17 protein-coding genes are annotated in these 22,873 nt (G+C 55.5%); 9 read left to right on the top strand and 8 right to left on the bottom strand.

Annotation, left to right across the window (positions count from 1 at the left end):
* Positions 1-219: 219 nt before the first annotated feature.
* On the top strand, positions 220-1,845 hold the full coding sequence (locus SV7mr_RS19530) for a hypothetical protein (protein WP_145275876.1): 1,626 nt from the start codon (positions 220-222) through the stop codon (positions 1,843-1,845).
* Between the two features lie 11 nt (positions 1,846-1,856).
* Positions 1,857-3,311, top strand: a complete 1,455-nt coding sequence (hemG, locus tag SV7mr_RS19525; RefSeq protein ID WP_145275874.1) for a protoporphyrinogen oxidase — start codon at positions 1,857-1,859, stop codon at positions 3,309-3,311.
* A gap of 56 nt (positions 3,312-3,367) precedes the next feature.
* Here the strand turns inward: hemG and SV7mr_RS19520 are convergent, their stop codons facing one another.
* Positions 3,368-5,191 carry a hybrid sensor histidine kinase/response regulator gene (locus SV7mr_RS19520; protein ID WP_145275872.1) on the bottom strand — a complete coding sequence of 608 codons (1,824 nt, stop codon included), beginning with the start codon at positions 5,189-5,191 and terminating at the stop codon, positions 3,368-3,370.
* Between the two features lie 945 nt (positions 5,192-6,136).
* On the opposite strand from SV7mr_RS19520, the gene odhB reads away from it, so the two are divergent.
* The 3 genes from odhB (at position 6,137) to SV7mr_RS19505 (ending at position 8,733) form a co-directional block, all read left to right on the top strand.
* Positions 6,137-7,420 (top strand): 2-oxoglutarate dehydrogenase complex dihydrolipoyllysine-residue succinyltransferase, encoded by a 1,284-nt coding sequence (odhB, locus tag SV7mr_RS19515; RefSeq protein ID WP_145275870.1) that lies wholly within the window; start codon positions 6,137-6,139, stop codon positions 7,418-7,420.
* A 126-nt stretch (positions 7,421-7,546) separates the two neighbouring features.
* Positions 7,547-7,954, top strand: a complete 408-nt coding sequence (locus SV7mr_RS19510; protein WP_145275868.1) for a hypothetical protein — start codon at positions 7,547-7,549, stop codon at positions 7,952-7,954.
* Between the two features lie 185 nt (positions 7,955-8,139).
* On the top strand, positions 8,140-8,733 hold the full coding sequence (locus SV7mr_RS19505) for a DUF3592 domain-containing protein (protein ID WP_145275852.1): 594 nt from the start codon (positions 8,140-8,142) through the stop codon (positions 8,731-8,733).
* Positions 8,734-8,821: 88 nt separating this feature from the next.
* Here the strand turns inward: SV7mr_RS19505 and SV7mr_RS19500 are convergent, their stop codons facing one another.
* The 3 genes from SV7mr_RS19500 to moaA all read right to left on the bottom strand — a co-directional run bounded on the left by SV7mr_RS19500 (position 8,822) and on the right by moaA (position 11,996).
* Positions 8,822-9,910 (bottom strand): sugar kinase, encoded by a 1,089-nt coding sequence (locus SV7mr_RS19500; protein ID WP_419187633.1) that lies wholly within the window; start codon positions 9,908-9,910, stop codon positions 8,822-8,824.
* A 54-nt stretch (positions 9,911-9,964) separates the two neighbouring features.
* Complete coding sequence (locus SV7mr_RS19495; RefSeq protein WP_145275850.1) at positions 9,965-10,777, bottom strand: SDR family oxidoreductase; 813 nt, start codon at positions 10,775-10,777, stop codon at positions 9,965-9,967.
* 64 nt (positions 10,778-10,841) lie between these two features.
* Entirely contained in the window at positions 10,842-11,996 is a 1,155-nt protein-coding gene (gene moaA / locus SV7mr_RS19490; protein ID WP_419187632.1) for a GTP 3',8-cyclase MoaA, read from the bottom strand.
* A gap of 620 nt (positions 11,997-12,616) precedes the next feature.
* On the opposite strand from moaA, the gene SV7mr_RS19485 reads away from it, so the two are divergent.
* The 4 genes from SV7mr_RS19485 to SV7mr_RS19470 all read left to right on the top strand — a co-directional run bounded on the left by SV7mr_RS19485 (position 12,617) and on the right by SV7mr_RS19470 (position 17,346).
* Entirely contained in the window at positions 12,617-14,518 is a 1,902-nt protein-coding gene (locus SV7mr_RS19485) for a DUF1800 family protein (RefSeq protein ID WP_145275848.1), read from the top strand.
* A 126-nt stretch (positions 14,519-14,644) separates the two neighbouring features.
* Entirely contained in the window at positions 14,645-16,147 is a 1,503-nt protein-coding gene (locus SV7mr_RS19480) for a DUF1501 domain-containing protein (protein ID WP_145275846.1), read from the top strand.
* 49 nt (positions 16,148-16,196) lie between these two features.
* Positions 16,197-16,379 carry a hypothetical protein gene (locus tag SV7mr_RS19475; RefSeq protein ID WP_145275844.1) on the top strand — a complete coding sequence of 61 codons (183 nt, stop codon included), beginning with the start codon at positions 16,197-16,199 and terminating at the stop codon, positions 16,377-16,379.
* 49 nt (positions 16,380-16,428) lie between these two features.
* The gene (locus SV7mr_RS19470) at positions 16,429-17,346 is read left to right on the top strand and encodes a biotin--[acetyl-CoA-carboxylase] ligase (RefSeq protein ID WP_145275842.1); all 918 of its coding nucleotides are present in this window, start codon (positions 16,429-16,431) and stop codon (positions 17,344-17,346) included.
* 79 nt (positions 17,347-17,425) lie between these two features.
* On the opposite strand, the gene SV7mr_RS19465 is transcribed toward SV7mr_RS19470, so the two are convergent.
* The 4 genes from SV7mr_RS19465 to SV7mr_RS19450 all read right to left on the bottom strand — a co-directional run bounded on the left by SV7mr_RS19465 (position 17,426) and on the right by SV7mr_RS19450 (position 22,847).
* Positions 17,426-18,946, bottom strand: a complete 1,521-nt coding sequence (locus SV7mr_RS19465) for an ammonia-forming cytochrome c nitrite reductase subunit c552 (RefSeq protein ID WP_145275840.1) — start codon at positions 18,944-18,946, stop codon at positions 17,426-17,428.
* A gap of 62 nt (positions 18,947-19,008) precedes the next feature.
* The gene (gene nrfH / locus SV7mr_RS19460; protein ID WP_145275838.1) at positions 19,009-19,563 is read right to left on the bottom strand and encodes a cytochrome c nitrite reductase small subunit; all 555 of its coding nucleotides are present in this window, start codon (positions 19,561-19,563) and stop codon (positions 19,009-19,011) included.
* Positions 19,564-19,741: 178 nt separating this feature from the next.
* Positions 19,742-21,349, bottom strand: a complete 1,608-nt coding sequence (locus SV7mr_RS19455; protein ID WP_145275835.1) for a sodium:solute symporter family protein — start codon at positions 21,347-21,349, stop codon at positions 19,742-19,744.
* A 52-nt stretch (positions 21,350-21,401) separates the two neighbouring features.
* Positions 21,402-22,847, bottom strand: coding sequence for a sulfatase (locus SV7mr_RS19450; RefSeq protein WP_145275833.1), 1,446 nt, complete (start codon positions 22,845-22,847; stop codon positions 21,402-21,404).
* Positions 22,848-22,873 lie beyond the last annotated feature (26 nt).

The following is a 22,873-nucleotide window of genomic DNA, read 5'->3' as shown; positions in this document are numbered from 1 at the left end:
TTTCTGGCAAATATACCCAAGGAAATCGGAAGCGGGGTGAGCACGGTCTGACAACACTTTGGATTTTTCTTCAAACTCTTTTGGCTGGGTGGCTCAAATCGACCGTTCCGGTGAAACCGGCAGATTTTCGATGCTTCAAATCCCGGCGAATTTGATAAACTAGAGCTCGATTGTGAAGAGTCTCCCGTGCCCCTCCTCCCGTCTCAGGCACCTTTACTCATGTATTCCAAGCCAATGTGTGACCAGATTTCAGCTTTCCACCGGCCCGGCAGTCGCAGCGCTGCCGCACTCGTACCAACCGCACTCGGTTTCCTGACCGCCCTGTTGTCCGTCCTGATCTGCGATCCAGCGCAAGGGCAGGCACAGCGCTGGACGAGCTTGGCAGGCAATCGCACGATTGAAGCTGAGTTCGTCGGCATGTGGGGCAACAACGTGATCTTGGATCGAGGTTCCCAGGGACGCATTTCCGTTGATGTCGATGCGTTGATTGCCGAGAGCCGCCTGCAGGCTCGCCGACTGGCTGAGAAGCAACGTGAGTTCATTGAAATCGCGCGCAAGGAAGTTCAAGGGCAAGCAGCCGGGGCGTCAGCAGCGGCTCCCAATCCGCTGCCCAAGCCGCCACCTGTTCCAGCTTATTCGCCATACGCAACCGGCGCCAGTGCAGCAGAGTTCATTGATTGGTTTCAAACTCAGGCCAGGAACGGCCACTTGCTGATTGCGATCCATGATTCGCTGCCCGAGAGCTATCAAAAAGACAATGACGAAATGGTGCGTCTGTCGATTCGTCCTCAAGATGCACAAGTGACCGATGCTGGCATCAAAGTGTTGCACTCGGTCGCTGACTTGATTGTGACGCGCCAAAACTGGATCGCCGAGCACCCCGATTTACAACAATTGCCTCCGGGGATGATGGAGAAAATCAAGCCAATTGTGTTGAACGTTTGCGGGATCATTCGCGAAGGGCTTGATCCACAGTTTTGCAAAGTTTCCGATTTGCAGTCCGTCCCCTTTCGGCAATGGCTCGCGGACTTGGACAATCGCGTCGCACCTTACATGGCTGAACTGTACCCGTTGTACTTTCCCCAAGCCAAAATCACTGTCGTTCAGGAAGCGAACGGTAAAGCCACGATTCAAGCCGGCATGGGCGGCAGGATCAAAGGTCAGTTGATCAACGTGGAGGGCCACTGGGTACTCGATTCGATGGCCCCCGATAAATGGAAGGCTGACGTCGAATCACAGCGCAAACTGCTCGCCAATCTGCCTGATGCCCAAGAAGGCGGTGCCTTCGGGACAATGATGGCGAGCACCTTTCTGTTAGGGATCGATCAGCAGATCCAGTCGCTCAAACAAGCCAATACCGCGGAAGATTTTTATGCTGCGGTTCAGAGCGCCGCTGCGGAATTCAGTTCCGCGGCCGGCGCCGGAGGCGGAATGCCGTTTCAAATGCCTGACCTGCAGGCCATGTTCGCCGGACCGGGTGGCCCCGGTGGGCCAGGTCAGTTTGGCGGTCCTGCCGGACAGTTCCCCGGCCAAGGTGGACCCGGCCAAGGTGGACCCGGTGGCGGCTACGGTTCGGAGTCTGGTTATGGCAGTTCCTCTGGATCGGATTACGGTGAGGGCTATGGAGGATCATCCGGATCTGGCCCCGGTGGATCGGATTATGGCGAGGGATATGGATCGTCCGGTCCGGGCGGCCCGTCCTCGGGATCCGGTTCAGGCTATGGTTCGGACTACGGTTCTTCCGAAACTGGAGCTTCTGGCTCTGGATCAGAGTACGGTTCGGGTTATGGTTCAGGAGGTTCGGGATCATCCGGGCCAGGACCACAACCACCACCGCAGAATTAGTACGTTTTTCAATGCCACGATCGATCGCAGTGCTGGGCGGCGGCTTGTCCGGCCTGGTGACCGCATTCTATTTGCAGAAGTTTCACTCAGCAGATCAAGCCCTTGATCTGCAGCTGTTTGAGGCCGGTTCGCGCGTCGGTGGCGTGATCGGGACGCGTCAAGTTGATGTTCCCGACGTCGGAACCTTCACCCTGGACATGGGAGCAGACATGTTTGCTCTCGATCCGCCGCACGCCATGCAGCTGGTCAAGGACCTGAGTCTGGAGGACCAGTTGTTGACCCCGGACGCTGATCGCGCGGGTGCCTTGGTGGTGCATCGCGGCAAACTGCAGCCGATTCCCGACGGCTTTGTCTTGATGCGAGCGACGAAGCCATGGCAGCTGTTGACGACGCCGATTCTTTCTCCCGCCGCCAAGCTCCGGTTCTTGGCAGAACGCTTTATCAAGCCGCTGGCCAGCGATCTGCCTGATCAAGATGTCAGCGTCGGTCAGTTCGTGCGGCATCGATTGGGAGAAGAAATGCTGCAGCGTTTGGTCGGGCCCCTGGTGGCCGGGATCTACACCGCTGATGTCGAAAAGCTAAGCATGAATGCAACCATGGCTCCGATTGTCAAAATGGTTCAGCAGCATGGATCCTTGGCCAAAGCAACACTGTCTCGGAAAAAAGGGGACAACGATAAAGCCGAGCGTTCCAGCGCAGGGGCGCGGTACAGCAAGTTTCGCGGTTTTCGCAACGGCATGCAGCAACTGATCGATGCGCTGAGTGAACAGATCGGCGAGCAGGCGATTGATCTGAACACGCCGGTCGAATCCATTCAGTGGGACGTTGCCCGCAACAAGTGGTTGGTTTCCACTGCCAAGCAGTCAGAGCAGGCCTTCGATTCCGTCGTCGTCGCGACTCCCAGTGCTGTTGCGGCTAAGTTATTGCGTGGCGTGAAGGCTGGCAAATTGATCAAGCCGGCAGTGGATGCTGCGGACGAGCTGGCCGCCATTGAAGCCTCCTCGGCGGCCATCGTTGTCTTGGCCGTTCGCAAGGATCAAGTGGAACGCTTGCCGAGAAAGTTTGGATTCGTTGTGCCACTGATCGAAGGTCGAAAGGTTTTGGCGGTTAGCTTTGCCAGTCACAAGTACGCCGTTCGCGCTCCCGAGGATCACGTCATCATTCGTGTGTTCATCGGTGGATCCATGCAGCCCGAGCTGTTGGAAAACAGTGACGCAGGATTGATCGAATTAGCCAAGCAAGAGCTGGCTGATTTGATTGGTTTAAAGGGTCAGGAAACGATCAGCCAAGTGGTGCGTTGGAACGACGCCATGCCACAGTACCATGTTGGCCATTTGACGCGTGTGGAGCGGATTCGCTCAGCCGTTGATCAGTTGCCAAATCTATGGATGGTCAACAACGCCATGGGCGGAGTGGGGATCGCGCCGCTCAGTGGGATTGCCAAGCAGACCGCCGAAGAAATGTAGTTCGGTGAGAGGTCTGGCCGCTGAAGTTTCCGCCTCGCACGCCAGCGAGCTTGAGCTTAGGCCGTGTCGTTATCGCCCGATTCAACGGGCCCGTAAGCTTGCAGAACCGTTTGGACAACGTCGATCAGCTGATCCAGGCGGAACGGCTTGTAGAGGCGTGCTTTGGGGTGCAGCCCATTTTGCATCGCATTGACGATCGAGTGTCCCGGATCGTAGCCAAAGCCAGTCATCAGAATGATCGGCACCGGATCCATGATCTCTTTGAGACGCATCATCAGCTGAAAGCCACTGTACTCTGGCAGGCGAATGTCAGCGATAATGGCGTCGTATCGATCTTGGTCGTGTGTGTCGCGAACCATCAGTACCGCTTGGTCGCCGCTGACGGCGGTTTCAACGATGCAGCCATAGCGTTCCAATAGCGTGTGCGCGTCTTCGCGAACGCTGTCGTCTTCGTCGACGACCAGCACTCGTTTGCTGGTCAGAATCGCATGCTCTTCGGAAATCGTGCCTGGTGGAACCGCTTCCATCGGCGTTAGACGCTGACCAATTTGCTGAATGGTCTGCTTGATGTCACGAGCGTTTTTCAGGATGCGGCGAATTCGGTCGACCATTTCTGGCGAGTGCCCGATGTAGTCTTCCATGACGTTGACAGCATCGTTCAAAATGGCATCAACCGGCATTGCAACAGCGCTGTGAATGGCGTTGCAGCTCTGTTGTGCGGTATCGGCTTTCTGGGCAACCAGCAGCTCAAGCGTATTGAGTGCGAAGCTGATGTCCCGAGCGAAGATCTCCAGGAACTGTAAGTCGCTTTCGCTGAATGCCGACACATCGGGGCTTTCAACATTAATAGTTCCCAGCACTTGATCACCCAAGATCAAGGGCACCGTCAGCGAGCTTCGTGTGTTGGCAACACCGGGAATGAAAAGCGGATCATTCTGGATGTCGTAGCACAGGTAGCTGGTGCCGCTGGAGGCAGCATATCCCGTGATGCCGTTGCCCTGCGGCTGGGCAAACAGCTGACGGTCAGCAGCTTCCTGGTCAATGCCAACGCTCAGCAACGGCATCAGGTTGCCGGTGGCGTGTTCAAGCAAGCGAATTTCAACGACTTCAAAATTCAACAGGTCCGTCAAGTAATGGCGGATGTTGTCTTTCAGGAGCTCGATTCGTTCATCGGGTGCCATCTGATAGATTTCAGACGGTCGCAAGTCAGCGAGTTCACGGCCGGCGCGGTGAATCGCAGCCAGCTTTTGTTGCTGCAAGATTTCTTCGGTGATGTCGCCGACGGTCACGACAAGCTGTTGGTCGCTGCTATTGTCACCCAGCGGAGCGGCGCGAACTTGGAAGTAACGATTCTCGGGGGTCTGGAACGTGCCGCTGCTTTCCTGGCCGGTCGAATAGGCTGTGTGAAAAGGGCACATGTCCGAGCCCATGATCTCTGGCTGGCCCATCAATTCATAGATCGAATCGCCAACTGGATCGTCATCTAGCTTGCCAAACCAGCTTTTCAATCGCCGGTTGGCCCACAGCACGCGATTCTTTTGATCCAGCAGTGCGGCACCTTCGGGCAGGTCGCGAAGCATTAACCCGCTTTTGCAAAGGCCACGCAGTTCGCCAAGCTCTGGCAGAATCTCGCGGGCAATCCAGACACCTTCAATGCCGGGATCCGCTAGCTCGTCCAGGACCGTAGCCGACGAATCCAGCAGTAGCACTTCGCGGTCGCCAAAGTCGCGTGGCACGGACTCCAGGGGACCGACGCAGATCAAGCGGCGACCGGACCGAGAGCGATTCTCTGTGGAAAAATCTGTCCCAGAGTCATGCGAGTCAGGTTGTTCGGGACGACGGTCAGTGCCGACGTCGTTACTGAGTTCGGGACGATTCATGTCACGCCTCTGACCGCATTCGCGGGTCATACATTAAACGAACCAATCAGTCTTTGCTTGTCCATTCGCCGCTCTGCTTTCGGGTGGCGTTTGGCGGGCCAAACAAGGTGTATCGGGCAGGTTGTCGGTGGATGGAATTCAAGCACGTTCAGAACCTCGGTCGTCTTGGCCAAGGTCAAGGTCAACTGCAATTAACAGGTCAACTGCAATCGGGCAGTGAGCGCGTGGGATCAACGAGTCATCGTTCGCTGCATGCTCAGCGGTGCTGCACCTGCCGGTGTGCGTTCGACCCGTTGCTTCCGGCGGGGCTGGTTTGGATCCTGTCCCGTCTGCTGAAGCAATGTCGCATGCAGTTCATTGGTTACTGCGTTGACAATGCTTTGCCTAAAAGCTGGGGAGTGAACCATGGTTGCAGCGCCAGCGAGCGTTTCAGAGCCTTTGCGAAACCTTCATCGGCACTCACCCTTTTAGAATAATAGAAGAAAACAACCTGTAATCCACTATTGGGCAAACATGAATTCCGGCATTCAGAACTCTTGTCGTTTCAGCCGCCAGTCGGGGACTCTGTGGTCCGGCATTCTTCCCCAACGAGAGGGGCGGTTTCACGCATTTTCAACTGCCGCGACGGTTTTAGGCTGAAGTTGTCACCGCTGTGCACCGCGATCGCGGAGAGCATCGCGCCAGTGAGCGATCGAAAACCTCCCTCAAGCGATCACCGAGACCGCGTACTGGACAGTTCGCTGGTGGTTCCGTCCTGGCGTGAACCACAGCAAATGGACGGTCTACCCTCGCCGCTCGGTGTCCACCAGTAGGTCAACAGCCGGTCAGGGCGACTTGTCGCACACTAGTAGGTCTTTCCTCGCTGACAGTTTCCATTTTGCCGGGTATCCTTACAATGCAGCCGTATCTTATTTTGACAGCTTTCTTGCAGGACATCGCAGTACCGTGAGCGAAACCGTAAACGTCGAAGTGCCAACCGTTGGCGAGTCTATCACCGAAGTGCAGTTGGGTGCCTGGGTCAAGTCCGAGGGTGATTGGGTTGATGCAGGAGAAGACTTGGTTGAAATCGAAACCGAAAAGGCGTCGGTACAGCTTCCCTCCCCTGCGGCAGGATTCCTCGAAGGCATTGTCAAGCAAGAAGAAGATTTTGCGGAAATTGGCGAAGTGATTGCAACCATTCGTGTTGCCCCACGTCCAGCCGCTGGAGGTGGTGGATCCGCTCCCGTTGCTCCTGCTGGCGAAGCTCCTGCAGCCAGTGGTGGTGCCAGCGGTGTTGGAATTGCAGCGACTTTTGTCATGCCTGCTGCGCAGAGGCTGTTAGATGAGCATGGTTTCAACGCGGCCGATGTGCCGGCAACTGGCCCCGGCGGTCGTTTGCTGAAAGAAGACGTTTTGCGATACATTGAAAGTGGTGCCAAGCCAGCGGCGCCAGCAGCCCAGCCCCCGGCGGTTGCGGCTCCACCGGCAACGACTCCTGCTAAGCCTTCTGCGCCCAAGCCCACCAGCACGTTGATGACTGGAACTCCTGATCGCAGCGAAGAAGTCAAGCCGTTGAGTATGCTGCGTCGCACCATTGCTTCGCGCCTGGTCAGTGCTCAGCAGACGGCCGCTCTCTTGACGACCTTCAACGAAATTGACATGAAGCCTGTCATGGAGTTGCGCAAGAAGTACAAAGATGCGTTCCTGGACAAGCACGGTGTGAAGTTGGGCTTCATGTCCTTCTTCGCCAAAGCCGCTGTCGAAGCTTTGCAGCGTTTCCCAGCTGTCAATGCCGAGATCCGCGAAGACAGCGCGATCTATCGCAACTATCAAGACATCGGCATCGCCATTGGTGGCGGCAAAGGATTGGTGGTTCCGATTCTGCGTAACGCCGAACGCATGTCTTATGCCGAGATCGAGTGGACGATTGGTGACTTCGCCAAGCAGGCCACCGAAAACCGCTTGCAGGCCGAAGACTTGATCGGCGGCACGTTCACCATCAGCAACGGTGGTGTTTATGGTTCCTTGCTCAGCACTCCGATTGTGAATCCTCCACAAAGTGGTATCCTCGGTTTGCACTCGATCCAGGAGCGTCCGGTGGCAATCAATGGGCAAGTTGAAATCCGCCCCATGATGTACGTCGCGTTGACCTACGATCATCGCATCGTGGATGGTCGCGAAGCCGTTGGGTTCTTGCGAACGATCAAAGACGTGATCGAAGATCCCGCGCGATTGTTCTTGCAACTGTAAAGGGTTGCAGCAAGTTGACGCGTTACTCGTTGACGCGCCCTGTATTCGAGTGCATTTGAGCCCTTCCAGCGAGGGCTCGATTGCTATCGGGCTTACGTCAACTCTCTCCGTCAAGCTGGTTTCAGCATGGATCAAACCAATCCCTACCAGCCCCCGGATGAACTCTCTGAAGCGCTGACAGATGATGTCAAGAATCAGTGCCCGGTTTGTCAGCACAGGATCTCTCGTCGGCGTTTGCTGTGGCCTTATGCTCGTTGCCAGCACTGCCGGACTCGATTGCGATTGCGGTCCACTGGACCGGCAGACATGCTTTTCATCGTGTTGATAATCATTTCCATCGTTTTGATGATGATGTACGACGCAGCGTTCGGCTCCCAAGCATGGGGCGTCCCGCTGTATGTCTTGATCATGTTCCTTGTTGCTTGTTCGATCACGTATGTGTTTGGCAGGCCTGCAATGGTGACGTGGTATGGCTTTGCAACAGCGAAGCGACTGGAGAAGGCTCGCCTGAAGCATCAGGAAAGCCAGTTGTAGCGGTGGTCTCGGACTGAGGCTCTGATCGGACTGGAGCTTTCGCCGCGCTCTGTTCTTTCAGCGCGCCCTGCTTGGGGGATAATGCTGCCTGTCTCCTCCATCGCGACTGCCGGCCTGTTAAACTAGCCGGCTCCTGCTGCCGTGATGACTCGCTCGTTCCTGTCCTGTTTTAGGTCTGCAAAGCCATGCCCGCCAACGACGAAGTGGAATCCAATGCCGGTGAAGAGTTACCGACCACAGCAGTGTTCATTGCCAAGGCCGTGATGCTGATGTTTGGCCGTCTGATGCCATTGATTTTTTTTGTGGTCGGCGTCGTTGTGTTGTGGAGTGGTGTCAACAACTACCAGCGCGGCAATGCCAGTGAATCCTGGCCAACGGTTCAGGGGACGGTGTTGGATGCAACGATTCGCGACGTGCGGAGTTCCAATTCGAATGGTCCATCGCGAACCAGTTATGCGGTGCATGTGGACTATGAATATGAAGTCGACGGAACGGTTCACGAAGGCGATCAGGTTCGTTTTGGAGCCATGATGCACAATGAGCGATCCGGTGCTCTGGCTGAGCAGAAAAAGTACGCCACCGACTCGCCGGTGTCGGTGCATTACAACCCTGAAGATGCCAGCGAGGCGGTTCTGGTCGCCGGTTATGGCGACGGAGTCTGGGTGGCGATTGGGCTGGGAGTCGTGTTCACCGTGGTGGGGATGGTGCTGGCGTTTGTGGTGCCGCGTTTGTTGCGGGGACTTGGACGGCGGATCATGGATCTGCCAGATGCTGATTAGGCCAACGTGTTTTGCTGCAAAAGCGACAACGGCCCGTTACTCGATGAGCAACGGGCCGCTGGTGAGAGATCGATTGGCGACTGGCTGATTAACGCTGGACGCGAGCGCTACCGCCGGAAGCAAAGGCTTCGACTTCGCTAAGAGTTGCCCGGCTGACGTCACCGGGGAAGGTTGTCAGCAACGCGCCGTGAGCCCAGCCTAGCTTGAGGGCTTCTTCGGCAGGGCGGCCATTGATCAGGCTATAGATCAAGCCACTGGCAAAGCCATCGCCACCGCCGATTCGGTCGATCACGTCCAATTCGGCGGTTGGAGCCACATAGTCTTGGCCGTCGTAGTGCAGCACGGCACTCCAGGAGTGGCGATTGGTGGAGTGGACTTCACGCAGCGTGGTGGCCACGGCTTTCACGTGTGGGAACTTTTCGCGCACGTTGCCAATCATGCCAAAGAAGTTCTTGGGGTCCAGTTTGCTGCTGGCATTTTCTTCTACGTCGGGGCCTTTAACGCCCAGGCCTTTTTGCAAGTCTTCTTCATTGCCGATCAAGACGTCGACATGTTCGACGATGCGAGCGATCATCTCCTGGCCTTTGGCTAGGCCACCAATGGTGTCCCAAAGCTTGGCGCGATAGTTCAAGTCGAAGGATCGGACCGCGCCGACTTCGCCAGCGGCTTTGAACATTTCAATGACGACTTCAGCGGTGGTTTCTGAAAGCGCCGCAAAGATGCCGCCACTGTGAACCCATTTGCAACCGCCGGCAAAGATCTTGGTCCAGTCAAAGTCACCGGGCTTGAGCATCGCGCCGGCTTCGTTGGCTCGGTTGTAAAACACGACCGGGGGGCGGACTCCTTGGCCGCGATCGCTGTAGACCGTTGCCATATTGGGGCCACGGACACCGTCATGCTGAAAGTCTTTGTAAAACGGGCGGACACCCATCGCACGAACTTGCCGCTGAATCAATTCGCCGATGCCGTTGTCGACCATTGCGGTCGCAACGCCGGTCTTTAGACCAAAGCAGGAAGCCAGGTTGGCGGCACAGTTGTATTCGCCACCGGAGACGTGAATGTCAAACGAGCTGGCGGTGCGGAAGGGAGTCACGCCAGGATCTAGTCGATGGACCAGGGCACCAAGTGCCAAGAAGTCAAGTTCGGTCTCACCGCTGGGAAGATTCAATCCACTCATGTGTCAATTCTATTCTATCTAAAAAGGAAAATGGGTCAGAGGATGTTGTTCGAGTTAAATGGTGACTGACGCAAATCCACCATCGACGGCAATGTTCTGTCCGGTGACAAACGAAGAGGCTTTGCGGCAGGCCAGCCAGACGGTGGCACCAGCTAATTCTTCGGGTTTGCCAAAACGTTCCATTGGCGTGTGTCCGATGATTTGTCCGCCGCGCTCGGTGTAGCTGCCGTCATCATTGAACAGCAACTTGCGGTTCTGTTCGGCAGGGAAAAAGCCGGGGCTGATGGCGTTGACGCGGACGCCCGTGGTCGCCCATTCGCGAGCCAGCCATTGCGTCAGATTGATCACCGCGCTTTTGGCCGCCGAATAGGCAACGACGCGAGACAGTGGAATCATGCCGCTCATCGAGGCAATGTTGATGATGCTGCCCACGCCGGATTCAATCATTGCCGGTGCGAACACTTGGCATGGCAGCAAGGCACCGCCGACCAGGTTCAGGTCAAACACGTCACGCCATGCATCAAGAGGCAATTTGCAAACATCGCCACCTGGTGGGATGGTTGCATCGGGGCGATTGCCGCCGGCAGCATTGATCAGCACCGAGGTGCTTTGGCCGGCCCACGCGGCAATGTCTTGCCGTGCTTGATCGAGGCTTTCGGCCTTCAATCCATCGGCTGCAAAGAACTTTGCTTGCCCGCCATCAGCGTTAATTTTTTCGGCCCGCGCTTCGCCACGCTCTGCACTGCGGCCCACCACGGCAACCTTAGCACCTGCACCGGCCAGGGCTTCGGCCATCATGCCGCCCAACTCGCCGGTCCCGCCAATCACGGTTGCCACATCAGATTTTAAATTAAAGAGAGTATTCATGGCCGTTAATTTAACCGCTGCGGCCATCTTTCAACAGGTGCCCCCAAGTTCGTCTTGAGAACCACTACCCACCGATGGAATACATCGGCCGCTCTGGTGGTTTGAACTCCGCCTCATTGATTCCGTGACCGGCAGCCTTTGCCTCGATCGCCTGAGCGATCATCTGCAGCACTTCGTCGTCGCTGGCGCCGCCGCGCATGGCATCTCGGAGAGGGAATTCTTGCTGCGAAAACAAGCAATTGCGAATTGAACCATCGGCGGTCAGGCGAATTCGGTCACAAGCCTCGCAGAAGGGCGTCGTCACGGATTGAATCAAGCCGATCTCATCGCCGCTGCCCAGGCGAAACTCGCGAGCTGGCTGAGAATCTGGAACCTCGTTCACGGTTTGCATGGCACCAAATTCTGCTTCGATGATCGCGCGAATTTCTTGGCCGCTTAACACACTTTGCCGACGCCACTGCTGGTCCGTGTCCAGCGGCATGAATTCGATGAAGCGAATTTGGACGCCACGCTCCATCGCGAATCGAACCAACGAAATCACTTGCGATTCAGTGACGCCTTTGATCGCAGTGGTGTTGAGTTTGATTTGCTGAAATCCCGTTTCGATGGCTGCATCGATGCCTGCGATGACTTTGTCGATCCCCTTTCGCCGAGAAATTTGCTGGAATGTCTGCTCGTCCACCGTGTCCAGGCTGATATTCAGTCGCTGTAGTCCTGCCTGACGCAGGGGCCCCGCGAATTCGTCCAACAGGATTCCATTGGTCGTCAGCGACAGGTCCTTCAGGCCGTTGACTCCTGCAAGCATCTCAACGAGCACCGGAAAGTCTTTTCTGGCCAGTGGCTCGCCACCGGTCAGCCGCACATCTCGGATGCCGCATCGGGTGACTAGCAAATCCACCAAGCGATGGATTTCTTCAAAGCTCAGCAGCGTTTCACGCTTGGCGAATTCAGCGCCGTGTTCCGGCATGCAGTAGAAACAACGCAGGTTACAGCGGTCAGTCACACTGACACGCAAGCTGCGGTGGAGTCTGCCGAACCGATCGATCAGCGGAAAGGCGGGCCGCTCTTGCTGCGTGAGAGCACTCACATCCGACCGGCCGGAGGACCCGCCGGGGTCCACAACAGGCAGCGCATGGTGATTCTGCAGCGCATGGTGATTCTGCAGCGCATGGCGATTCGGTTGCCTGGCCGAGTCGATGCGATTGTTTTTCAGTGGCACGTTGGATGGTTCTGGCAAGTGACCGATGGATGCTGGTGTTTGGTTGGAAGAAGACTGCTGGGGTTTGTGGGGTGCCGCATTGATGCTTGTTGGTCACCACGGCGTCTAAGAGAAGTTTACCTGCTGGCCAGCGTTGTGCGTGAGGGTTTGCCGATTCATTGGGGCTGCAAATGTTCTTGATAGATGCCGTGATGGGCATCGCGGTTCCAGAACGGCGGGAATGACGGGCCGGTAAGGTTGTTGCTAGCCACATAGTTTTCCCCTCTGCGGAGGAGAGTTTCACTTCCTTGCGGGAAATCAACCGAAATACCTTTTGAGTCAATGCCAGAAAAGTGTTATCATCGCGACCGCTTATCGCATACAAATCTCCCCGTACAGTAAACGCTTGTCTCCACGGGAGCCGCAGACGTGACGATTGACACGCTCGTTGTTGACCGTTCCGCCTGACCTCCTGATTGATCTTTTCTTGCGTTGCCGGCGACCTTCCGATTGGTTGCTCAATGGATGAACATCATGTCGATGATCCGTGCAACGAAGTGTTTCGGTCACAAGTGATTACCCGCGGTGGCGGAATGCTTTTCTTGTTCATTACTTCTTCAGGTTTAGGTTAGGCGTTGGTTATGCACATCCTGACTTGCTGTTCGCGACTGAAGCGTCTGTCGGCGGCGTTGATTCTGCCAGGAATCGTATTGATTGCATCGTTGCCTCAACTGCAGGCCGGTGACTTTTTGGTGGAAAGTTCCCGAGACCTTCGGATGGCCAAAGCTCGTGTTCGAGCGGCTCAGTTTTTGGCAAAGGCAACCTTTGGCCCCACCGAGCAAAGCATCGAATCGCTGGCGACTCGAATCAATCAGATCGGGCTCAAGCGAGCGACATCCGAATGGATTGACCAGCAGTTTGCAGCGGCCCCTTCGCTGCACATGCAAACGGCTTACGACTTGATGGAGCTTGACGGCAACACTCCTACCAAGCAGGGTGCGGGCATTCATCACTACCGCTATCAAGTCTGGTCTCACATTGCCTTAACAGGCGAAGACCAGCTCCGTCAGCGGGTCGCTTGGGCTCTGTCACAGATCTTTGTGATTGGTGACACAGGGACTGGTGCAAACAACGATGACGATCGTAGCATTGGCAACGGCGAGCGAACCATTGCGGACTGGATGGGGATGTCTGACTACTATGACATGCTGGTCACAGGGATTGATGGAACCTACCGAGAAACCTTAGAAGATGTCACCTACCATCCCTCGATGGGCGTTTGGCTGAGTTCGATCAATAATCGTAAAGCCGATATTCCCAACAACCGCTGGCCGGATGAGAACTTCGCTCGCGAAATCATGCAGCTGTTCTCCGTGGGACTGTATGAGCTGCAACAGGATGGCCGTCTGGCCGTTGACGAGAATGGCGACCTGATTCCGACCTACGACAACGAACAGATTCGTCAGTTGGCCCGCGTCTTCACCGGGTTCATGTACCAGCACAACACGTCAACCAGTTTTTACCGTGGTCGGAACCTTGGTCGTCCGATGGAGATGGATCATCGCTATCACGACAACAACTACGACTACACCGATGAAGCGAATGCACCGCCGCAAAAAGTGGTTTTCGGAACCGTACTGCCTCCGCTGCCTGCGATCTTGACGAATCAAGCTTGCAAGGATGAAGTGTCAGCGGCCTTGGATGCGATCGACGCTCACGACTCGGTGGCTCCGTTTATCTGCCGCTTATTGATTCAGCGATTGGTCAAATCCAATCCCTCACGAGGCTACATGCGTCGCGTGACCCGCGTCTGGAACGACAACGGCCAGGGCGTTCGTGGCGATTGGCAATCCGTCGTCAAGGCGATTTTGACGGATCCTGAACTGTATCGGGGACAGGTAGTTCGTCGGCTCCGCTCACCACTGCGATTGCAAGTCCGGGCACGAGGCACTGAGTACAGTCGGCTGCGGGAGCCCATCAATCGAGTTTGTGCTCTGATCCGAGCCATCCGGCCGTCATCCAATTACCCCGGCGGCTACATGATGTTCAGCAACAACATTGCTGATGATTTCGGCCAGATGCCGTTTCGCTCGCCCAGTGTGTTCAACTACTACCTGCCAGACTTTCAGCCACCGGGTGAGTTGATCACGTATGAGCCCAGTCGTCGCAACCCTTACGGTGCACTGTTCGCGCCTGAGTTTCAAATCTTGACGGCCGTGACGGTCAACAAATCGCTGAACGAGTTTCGCAAGTACTGCAACAACCGATACGTGGATACTGGCGGCATGCGGCAAGGTTCGTGTCGAATTTCGTTCGATCTGGAGCCTGAAATCCAACTGGCCCGCGATATCAACAACATGGCGGAGATCTTGACTCGGTTCGATTTGCTGTTGTGCAGTGGAACGTTAAGCCAGGAGACCAAAGCGTCGATCATAGCGGCCGTCGAAGCGGAGACGGCTGGCAATGATGGGCGGTTTGTTGCCCGAGTTGAAACCGCGCTCAATGCGGTTGTGATTTCTCCTGACTGCGCTATCGAGCAATAGCCATTTCTGTTGGAGCGAATCAGCCGCTGGTCGACCAGGCAGTCCCAATGGTCCAAAGGCTGACACGCACCTTGATTGACAACCCTATTCTCCCGAACACTTTTCATTCTTTCTGGAGCGAATCAGATGAGTCGCAAAAAATCAGAATCCATTCTCTCCTCGCGGCGAGCCTTGTTGAAAGCCGCTGGCGGTTGCGGCTTGATGACCAATACGTCCCTGATGGCGACGCTTTTGCAACTGCAGGCTGCAAAGTCTGCGGCCGCTGCTGCGACTGACACCTCCGGCTATAAAGCGCTCGTGTGTTTGTTCTTGCTGGGTGGGAATGACTCGCACAACATGGTGATTCCCAATGAGGGTGATGCGACCAGCGGTGAATATGGAACCTACTATGACATCCGCGGTGGCGTTAGAACGGAAACCAATGCGGGTGGATTAGCGATTGCCCAAAGCGACTTGATTTCGATCACCGGCCCCGGTTCACGTAGCTTTGGATTTCACCCCGGCATGGCGGCCCAGTCCGGTGTGGCCGAAGTGGATCAGACGGACCAAACCGGCGTCGCTGGCCTGTATAACACCGGTAAGCTAGCGGTTGCTGCCAACGTCGGTTCGCTGCTTCAGCCAACCGATCGCACCGAGTACAATAATCGGAGTCAGTTGCCGCTGGGGCTGTTTTCGCATGCCGACTTGCAGCGGCACTGGCAGACTGGTTTGCCTCAGTCCCGCAGCCAGATCTCCGGTTGGGGCGGGCGGATGAGTGATTTGCTGCAATCGACCAACACCAATGACACCGTGTCGATGAATATCTCCGTTAGCGGCGTCAATATTTGGCAAACCGGATCGACGGTTGTGCCCTATGCGATCGGCACGGGCGGGGCGACCACTGTCAGTGGTTATTACAGTGATCCCAGCAGCACCAACAACTTTCAAAACCGGATGTATTCGCGGGCGGTCAATAATATCTTTGACCAAACCTACACGGATTTGCTGTCAAAGTCGTTTGCGGATTCCAACCGAAACTCGGTCGATGCTGCCTTGGATTTCAATGCTGCGACCTCTGCGATTCAGCTGAACACGCCTTTTACAAGCGAAGGGCCCAGCAATCATTTGAAAATGGTTGCCAAGTGTATCGGAGCCCGCCAGCAACTGGGGCAGACCAGGCAGGTCTTCTTTGTCACCCTTGGCGGGTTTGATAATCACACCAACTTGATCACTGCTCACGAAGGCTTGATGCCTCGCATCAGTCGGGCGGTTCGTTCGTTCTACGATGCCACGGTCGAGCTGGGCGTGGAGAACGAAGTGACGCTGTTCACTGCGTCAGACTTCGCACGGACGCTTAGCACCAATGGTCAAGGCAGCGATCACGGCTGGGGTGGCAATCACTTCGTCGTCGGTGGTGCAGTCAATGGAGGCGAATTCTACGGAGACTATCCGGATGACCTCAGCACTGCGAATCCATTGAACGTCGGGCGAGGTCGCTACATTCCAACCATGTCGGTGGATGAGCTGGCCGCCGACCTGGCACTGTGGTTTGGTGCTGGACACAGTGACTTGGCGACGATTATTCCTAATATTGGCAACTTTTATGACACAGGATTAGGCGGATCGCCATTGGGGCTTTTCGGTAGCTAGCGTTATACTGCCGAAATCCAGTAAGCGGTTGATGCAAGCAGGGCAGCGAATGTGTGACCACGACGATGAGGGCGAAGACTGGGATGCAGGCGTCGAAGACTTAGATGACTTTGACTACGACGCCTTTGTTGAAGATGAATTTGGGGTTCCCGACGGACGAAGAGGAACAGCGACAATGGTCATTGGATTGGTTTTGTGTGTGGCACTGATTTTGGTTGCCATCTTTCTTTAATCGCGTTTCAGCTTGCTGGTCTCAGTAACACGCGAGATAGTCGTTATCAATGAGCGCATTGAATCCCAAGATTGATCAAGTTGGCAACGTGCATCAGGCAATGTACCAACAGATTGATCAGCTATTGCAGCACGGGCTCATTGCGTCAGCAAGCTATCGGTCCGTGACGGCGTCGACGAATTCTGATGCCGTTGCTGATTTGCAAGCGTTCGCCCAAAATGCACCCACTTCTTGGGCTGAGCAGCCATCGCTGTCCGCGCCGTCACCGGTCACGCTGGATGAGGTGCTGCCAAGGCTCTACATCACTGATCGTCAAACCGGTGGGCGTGGCCGTCAGGGGAGCAGTTGGGACAGCAGCGATGATGCCGTCACGTTTTCTTTGCTGATCAAACTGCCCTCCACCCCGGCGATTGCAGATTTGCTGTCCTTGGCGATCGGTGTCGCGGTTGCTCGAGCGATTGAGTTCTTGTGCGCTCCGGTTCGCGTGAAGCTGAAATGGCCCAATGATTTGTGCACGCTGTTTGGCATCGATGGCAGCTCGGTTTTGCAGCTTTGCAAATTAGGCGGCATTCTGATTGAAGCCAACGCAGCGCAGTTGGACTGCCGCGTGGTTGGAGTCGGCATCAACTTAAACGAAGCACCTCAGATCGCGAATCCCGATGCACTGCCTGCTCTGGCATTGGCGAAGCTCACAGGGCGGGCGCTGGCACGTCACGCGGCAGTGGCGGCGCTGATTGAGTCGACGATTGAAGTTCTCGATGAGCTTTCCGAAGATCCCGACAGCGTCTTGCAGCAATACCGTGATCGCTGTGCTCTGACAGGCCAGCAGTTGTCGATGCAGGTTGGCGATCAGCAGATTGATGGCCTGTGTTTAGGTATCAATCACGCTGGGGGCTTGCAGTTGCAGACCGCTGGACAAGTGATGTCGCTGCGCAGCGGTCAAGTGAAAAAGATCCGACCACAGTAGTCATTGATTTGCAGCGGGGCCGATCCGCATAGCGGCGCCGATCATGTGCGATGGAACGCCGCGTTGCGAGTTCGTGCCGCTAGGGGGCGCTCTTTTCGGCGCCCAGTTTGTAGCAGGCCGCTTCGGCCTGGCGGCTGTAATCAATGGATTCCGCCAGGATGCGAGCTGCTTCCTGTCTGGCGTGGAAGCCCTTGCTGTTCTCGCTGGCGATATAGTCCAGTCGCCACATCGCTTGTTTCTGCAACTTGCGAATCGGTGCCAAATGTTCTTCGGTGGCTCCCGCTTTTTCCGCTGCAATGATCGCGTCGAGCATGTTTTCCATCGCTCCAGCAGCACGTTCGATCAGTGCTGAGGTGCGTGATTGAATCAGGTCAACGGTGGCTTTGATTTCTGCCTCGGGAACATTGTGGCAGGTTTGGCACGCGTTGTTGATATTCAGCATTGGGCTGCGCACCCAGTGCGAGCTGACTTTGGTTGCGCCTTCGCGTTCGTACGGCATGTGGCAATCGGAGCAGCTCACGCCACGTTGTGCGTGAACACCTTGGCTCCAGAGTTCGAACTCTGGGTGTTGGGCTTTGTAGACTTTTGTCCCGGTTTCTTTGTGGACGTAATCGAAGAACGGTTCGCCTTCGTCTGGGAAGGTGGTTTCGTCCCATTCCTTTTCCAGGTCTTCGGCTTTCAAGCCATTGGACCATGGATAGGTCAGTGTCATCTTGTTGGCACAGTAATATTCCACGTGACACTGGCCGCAGACAAAGGATCGCATTTCTTGTCGAGAGGCATGAATGTTGGGATCGTAGTCACCCTTTTTTCCTCCGTCACGCCATTTCTGAATGCTGGGCAAGTGTGTCACCGGGTCATCGCTATTGGCCAGTTTGTTGATGCCTTCCATGAAGCCAGGCCGAGTGATTCGCAATTGCATTGAATCTGGATCATGGCAGTCCATGCAAGAGACGGGGTGAGCTCCGGTGTGCACGTCGTCACCATGTGGAATTCGGTCTGGCGTGGCTTTGACTTCGGCAAAGACTTCTTCAAATTTCTTGCGGCTGACTTCGCGGAAGCCAACTTCAACAGCTTCTTGATTGAACGACGCCCCCAAGGTTTCTGGCGTGACTTCCTGGCCAAGTTTTTCCATCCCGATGCGGCGGTAGGTCGGAATGATTGACACGTGGCAGTGCATGCAGGCACCAGACTGTTGCACCTCTGTGACGCGTTTGGTGACCTGTTGGTCGTACATCATGTAGCCGTGGCCGCGAGCTTCGCGATAGTCAATGCTGAACGCATAGCCGGCAAACAGGCGTTTCAGCCAGGGGTGTTCTTCCAGCTTGCTCGGCGCTAGTGAATGGTTGCCGCCGTACTCCGTGCGCTCGTTGTCGACCGTTCGCATGAAGCTTTCGTACTGGTAGGGAAAATTCTCGCCCCAGGGCTTAGGATCAACACTGATTTCATTGACCTCTGCCAGACGCACAAATCCGGCACGCCCTTCCTCTTTGCGTTCAAAAATATTGACCAGCAGGGCGAACACGGCGACCGTTGCAACGGCGATCAGCAATGTAAGCCACACCAGTCGACTGTTTCCGTTAGAGCTTGAGTTTGACATCGTTTCGTTCTGATTCGTGGATGGCGTGCTAGTCAGGGATTCGAGCAGTTTTGAAAGGAACGTTATGGATGCAAAGCATGTCCGACTTCTTGATGGCAATGCATGCACGATTGCAGGTCACCTCCGGCGACAACCGGATGCATGTTTTCGACAAAGCGTTCATGGCAATGCAGACAAGCTTGCTGCACGATTCGCAAATTGCGATCTTTGATACGCAAGTTGTCTGGGTAATCGCCGGTGGTGAACGCGATGGAGTGAAACAGACCATTGTCGGCTTTGGTGACCCATTTGCCGATGAAATCGTGTGGCATGTGGCAGTCATTGCAAACCGTGACCGCGTGGTGGCTGCTGTGCTGCCAACAATCCATGGCGTCGTTCATGACGTGGCAATTGACGCAGGACTTGGGATCATTGCTCAGGTAACTGGCACCTTTTGCATAGACAAACGTATAGACACCCAGGCCGACGAACACCCCGGTCGCGATGGACAGGCAGATCATGGCGCGACCAATGCCGCGACGGTTCTTGCCTGCCGAGCCGTTGTGATTCGTCGTGGGAGGGTTTTCCAGCGACGACGGTTCGTTGTCGCTCGGTTGGTTCTCCGCAGAAGCAGTCATGGATGACTCTCTGTGCTAAGTCAATTTTGGGGTCTCTGACACGCGGGTCAGTTCTGACAGCGTAGCTTCAGTCCATCCGCATGGCATGTGGAATGCTTGCTGATTCAGCCATGTTGTCATAACTTCATCTGTGCATCCAGCGGTGATGAATCGCTACCGCGCATGCAAACTGCAGTGTTCAAGCTTCCGATTGCCTGGTTCGTGTCCGGTTGCGAATCAAACTGACGATGTACCCTAACAAGATCATCAGGCTGGGTCCCAAGACGATGATCCAGTATTTGTGAAAGGGGCTGTTGAGGAACGGGAAGTCACCGCGCAGCGTGTCGTTCAAGGATAACGTCATCCAAGTGATCAAGGCTGCTCCGACCAGCGTGATGCCGATGGCGATCCTGTGGTTCACCTGTGGGCTGGTCAGTCCAAGCAGAAATAGACCGATGATCGCTGCTCCTAGAATTCCCGACATCGTCCACCAAATGTCCAGCGCGTTGTTGGTGTATCGAACCATGATCAGCGCTGTGATGGTGCCCAGTGTCCCCCAAAGCAACGTCGTTGCGCGCAGCACAAGCATCTGCTGCCGTTCGCTAGCTTGGGGGGCGATGAGGCGTTGGTAGAAATCACTGAGTAACAGCGTGGCGGACGAGTTGAGTCCCGTCGAAACTGTGCTCATAGCCGCTGCAAAGATTGCCGCAATCAGCAGTCCACGAACTCCCGTCGGCAATTGAGTTGCGATGAAATAGGGGAACACCCGGTCGCTGATCTCTTGGTCCGTTAGCGTTGCCGCGTGAGCCAGAATCTGTGACTCGTCGGGGGCGGCTTGGCCGTTGACCTGAAGTTGGTTTTCAGCCACGATCTGACGTAGGCTTGCCAGTTGATTGGGGTCCGGCTGATAGTAGGCGTATAGACCTGTCCCTATTAAAAAGAATGCAGCACTCACTGGAACATAAAGCAACGCGCCGAGCCAAATACTCTTGGCGGCCGACCTGTCACTGCTGGCGGCGATGTAACGCTGGACGTAGCTTTGGTCGACACCAAAGTTCTTGAGGTTTTCAAACAGTCCGTACGCCAGCACCAGCCAGAACGTGCTTTGGCCAATCGCTGTCAGGTCGTAGGACCCCAGTGAGAATTTGCCGGCCTGATAGCTGTCTTGCAACGACTCCACCGGTCCATTGGGGAGGCCAAACAGCAGAATCGCGAACGCAATCAACGCCCCCGCCAATAAGATGAAGGCCTGAATTGCATCGGCCCAAATCACCGCCGTAATGCCCCCGACCAGTGAGTATGCCGTGACGATCACTCCGGTCACTAAGATTAAATCTCGAACGTCCCAGCCAAACAGAATCGTCATCGGCAAGGCCATCAAGTACATCACCACGCCGATTCTGGCAACTTGAAACAGCAAGTAAAAGCCGCTGGCCAGCAGGCGTGCCCACAGACCAAATCGTTTTTCCAGCCAAGCGTATGCGCTGACGGATTGGCTGGATCGGTACAGCGGCAAAAAATAACGCACTGCGATCCAAGCAGTGATCGGCAGCGAAAGCGAAAAGACCCAGGCGTTCCAGTTGCCAGCAAAGGCTTTGCCCGGCAAGGCCAGGTAGCTGATGCTGCTTAAATAGGTTGCGAAAATCGACATGCCGCAGAGCCATCCAGGCAGTGACCGGCCCGCTGCAGTGAACTGCTCGGCATCACGGTTCTTTCGCCAAAAATAAATCCCCGTGGCCAAGATGGCAACAAAGTAGATCGCCAGAATCAACCAGTCGATGATCGTGAACGCGTGGATCGTTTTCATGATGCAAGATCGCGAAGGTGAAGTGAACTGACCACTATGAGTGATGAAAAGACTATTTGGTGAGCTGCTGCAAGTGAGTTCGCAGGGTTTCCAACGCCGCTTGATGTTCATTAGCGGAGACGACATTCTTGCTTTCATGAGGGTCGACTTGGTGGTCGTACAACTCCTCGGCCAGAATGCGACGGCGATCAGGCGATTGCCATTGAGTATAGCGGTAACGCTGTGTGCGGACGCTGTATCCCATCGATTCCATTTCGCCCGGTTTGTAATAAGGGGGACGCGGATGCTGGGTCAGTGCAGCCAGTTTAACGTGATCCGTTTGATCTTGGATGATGGGCAGCAAGCTTGTGCCCGCTAGGCCATCGGGCTGCGGCAATTTGCAGGCCTCGGCAAGGGTGGGATACAGATCCAGCAGTTCGACGACCGAATCATTCGTTCGTCCCTGGGTCCCACCCGGCGGCATGATGATCAGTGGCACTCTGGCGTCGAGTTCAAAGTTGGACGTTTTGCACCAGAGCGTATGGTCACCCAAATGAAACCCGTGATCGCTCCAGAAGACAACCAGCGTGTTGTCGGCCAGATCATGCTGCTCTAATGCGTCCATCAGTTTGCCAACCTGAGCATCCAAGTAGCTGATGCCAGCTAAATATCCATGTCGAACTTGGTTGGCTTGCATGGCCGAAAGTGACTTTCCTTTGTTGGCACGCAGCAATTCGCGACTGTTATGCCAAGCGATCTGATCCGTGCCAGCTGGCCAGTGCGGGAACGCGGGCTCGGGGATCGTGGCTGGGGCGTAAAGGTCCCAGTAGCGTTTGGGGGCATTGAACGGCAGGTGCGGTTTCCAAAATCCGACCGCCAGAAAAAACGGCTGTTCTTGTTCAGCCAGATGTGCGATGCGGGTGACGGCTTGTTTGGCAATCCGCCCGTCAAAATAGGCTTCATCGGCAACGTCCAGGCATTCGCAACGCGGGGCCGTGACCTGATTCTTCGGCATTGGATCAGCTTTAGGTTGATCGCTGTCATGTGTCCCGAAATGAAGCATGGCCGGTGTCGACCAGGATCTGGGATCGCCCTGAATCTCGGTTCGCCAATTGTGATAGATCTTGCCAATGTTTTCGGTGTGGTACCCGTGTTGCTTGAAGTGCTGTGGCAATGTCACGATATCAGGGATCTCGTCACGAAAGTGTTTGGTCAAGTTGTACAGTCGCAACGTGTCGGGGCGTTTGCCGGTCATCACGCTGCTGCGAGATGGATTGCAGACGGCTTGGGCACAGTAAGCCGCATTGAAAACGATGCCGCGATTTGCCAACCGATCCAGGTTGGGCGTCTTCGCAATCGGATGCCCGTAACAGCCAAGATCGCATCGCAAGTCATCCGCAGCGATGAACAGGACGTTCGTCTTCGTGGTTGGCGGTTCGATGGCAAAGGCTGGCGGAGCTGTTATGATACCGATCAAAATCCAGGCGACGGCAACGAAAGCAGGCAAGCGAATGTTCATAGAGAGCCCTTGCTCAACAGTGGAGG

Origin of the sequence: Stieleria bergensis (assembly GCA_007745635.1) — a bacterium.
In the GTDB taxonomy this organism is placed as follows: Bacteria; Planctomycetota; Planctomycetia; order Pirellulales; family Pirellulaceae; genus Stieleria; species Stieleria bergensis.
Note: the sequence above shows the minus strand (reverse complement) of the source record. Positions and strands in the feature narration are given on the sequence as shown.

Bases quoted from the DNA above. Each gene is read 5' to 3' on its own strand.
- SV7mr_RS19520 (WP_145275872.1), bottom strand. From the start codon at position 5,191: ATGAATCGTCCCGAACTCAGTAACGACGTCGGCACTGACCGTCGTCCC.
- SV7mr_RS19470 (WP_145275842.1), top strand. From the start codon at position 16,429: ATGAGCGCATTGAATCCCAAGATTGATCAAGTTGGCAACGTGCATCAG.
- SV7mr_RS19485 (WP_145275848.1), top strand. From the start codon at position 12,617: ATGCACATCCTGACTTGCTGTTCGCGACTGAAGCGTCTGTCGGCGGCG.
- SV7mr_RS19510 (WP_145275868.1), top strand. From the start codon at position 7,547: ATGGATCAAACCAATCCCTACCAGCCCCCGGATGAACTCTCTGAAGCG.
- SV7mr_RS19500 (WP_419187633.1), bottom strand. From the start codon at position 9,910: ATGAGTGGATTGAATCTTCCCAGCGGTGAGACCGAACTTGACTTCTTG.
- SV7mr_RS19450 (WP_145275833.1), bottom strand. From the start codon at position 22,847: ATGAACATTCGCTTGCCTGCTTTCGTTGCCGTCGCCTGGATTTTGATC.
- SV7mr_RS19475 (WP_145275844.1), top strand. From the start codon at position 16,197: ATGTGTGACCACGACGATGAGGGCGAAGACTGGGATGCAGGCGTCGAA.
- nrfH (WP_145275838.1), bottom strand. From the start codon at position 19,563: ATGACTGCTTCTGCGGAGAACCAACCGAGCGACAACGAACCGTCGTCG.
- SV7mr_RS19530 (WP_145275876.1), top strand. From the start codon at position 220: ATGTATTCCAAGCCAATGTGTGACCAGATTTCAGCTTTCCACCGGCCC.
- SV7mr_RS19480 (WP_145275846.1), top strand. From the start codon at position 14,645: ATGAGTCGCAAAAAATCAGAATCCATTCTCTCCTCGCGGCGAGCCTTG.
- SV7mr_RS19455 (WP_145275835.1), bottom strand. From the start codon at position 21,349: ATGAAAACGATCCACGCGTTCACGATCATCGACTGGTTGATTCTGGCG.
- hemG (WP_145275874.1), top strand. From the start codon at position 1,857: ATGCCACGATCGATCGCAGTGCTGGGCGGCGGCTTGTCCGGCCTGGTG.
- SV7mr_RS19505 (WP_145275852.1), top strand. From the start codon at position 8,140: ATGCCCGCCAACGACGAAGTGGAATCCAATGCCGGTGAAGAGTTACCG.
- SV7mr_RS19495 (WP_145275850.1), bottom strand. From the start codon at position 10,777: ATGAATACTCTCTTTAATTTAAAATCTGATGTGGCAACCGTGATTGGC.
- SV7mr_RS19465 (WP_145275840.1), bottom strand. From the start codon at position 18,946: ATGTCAAACTCAAGCTCTAACGGAAACAGTCGACTGGTGTGGCTTACA.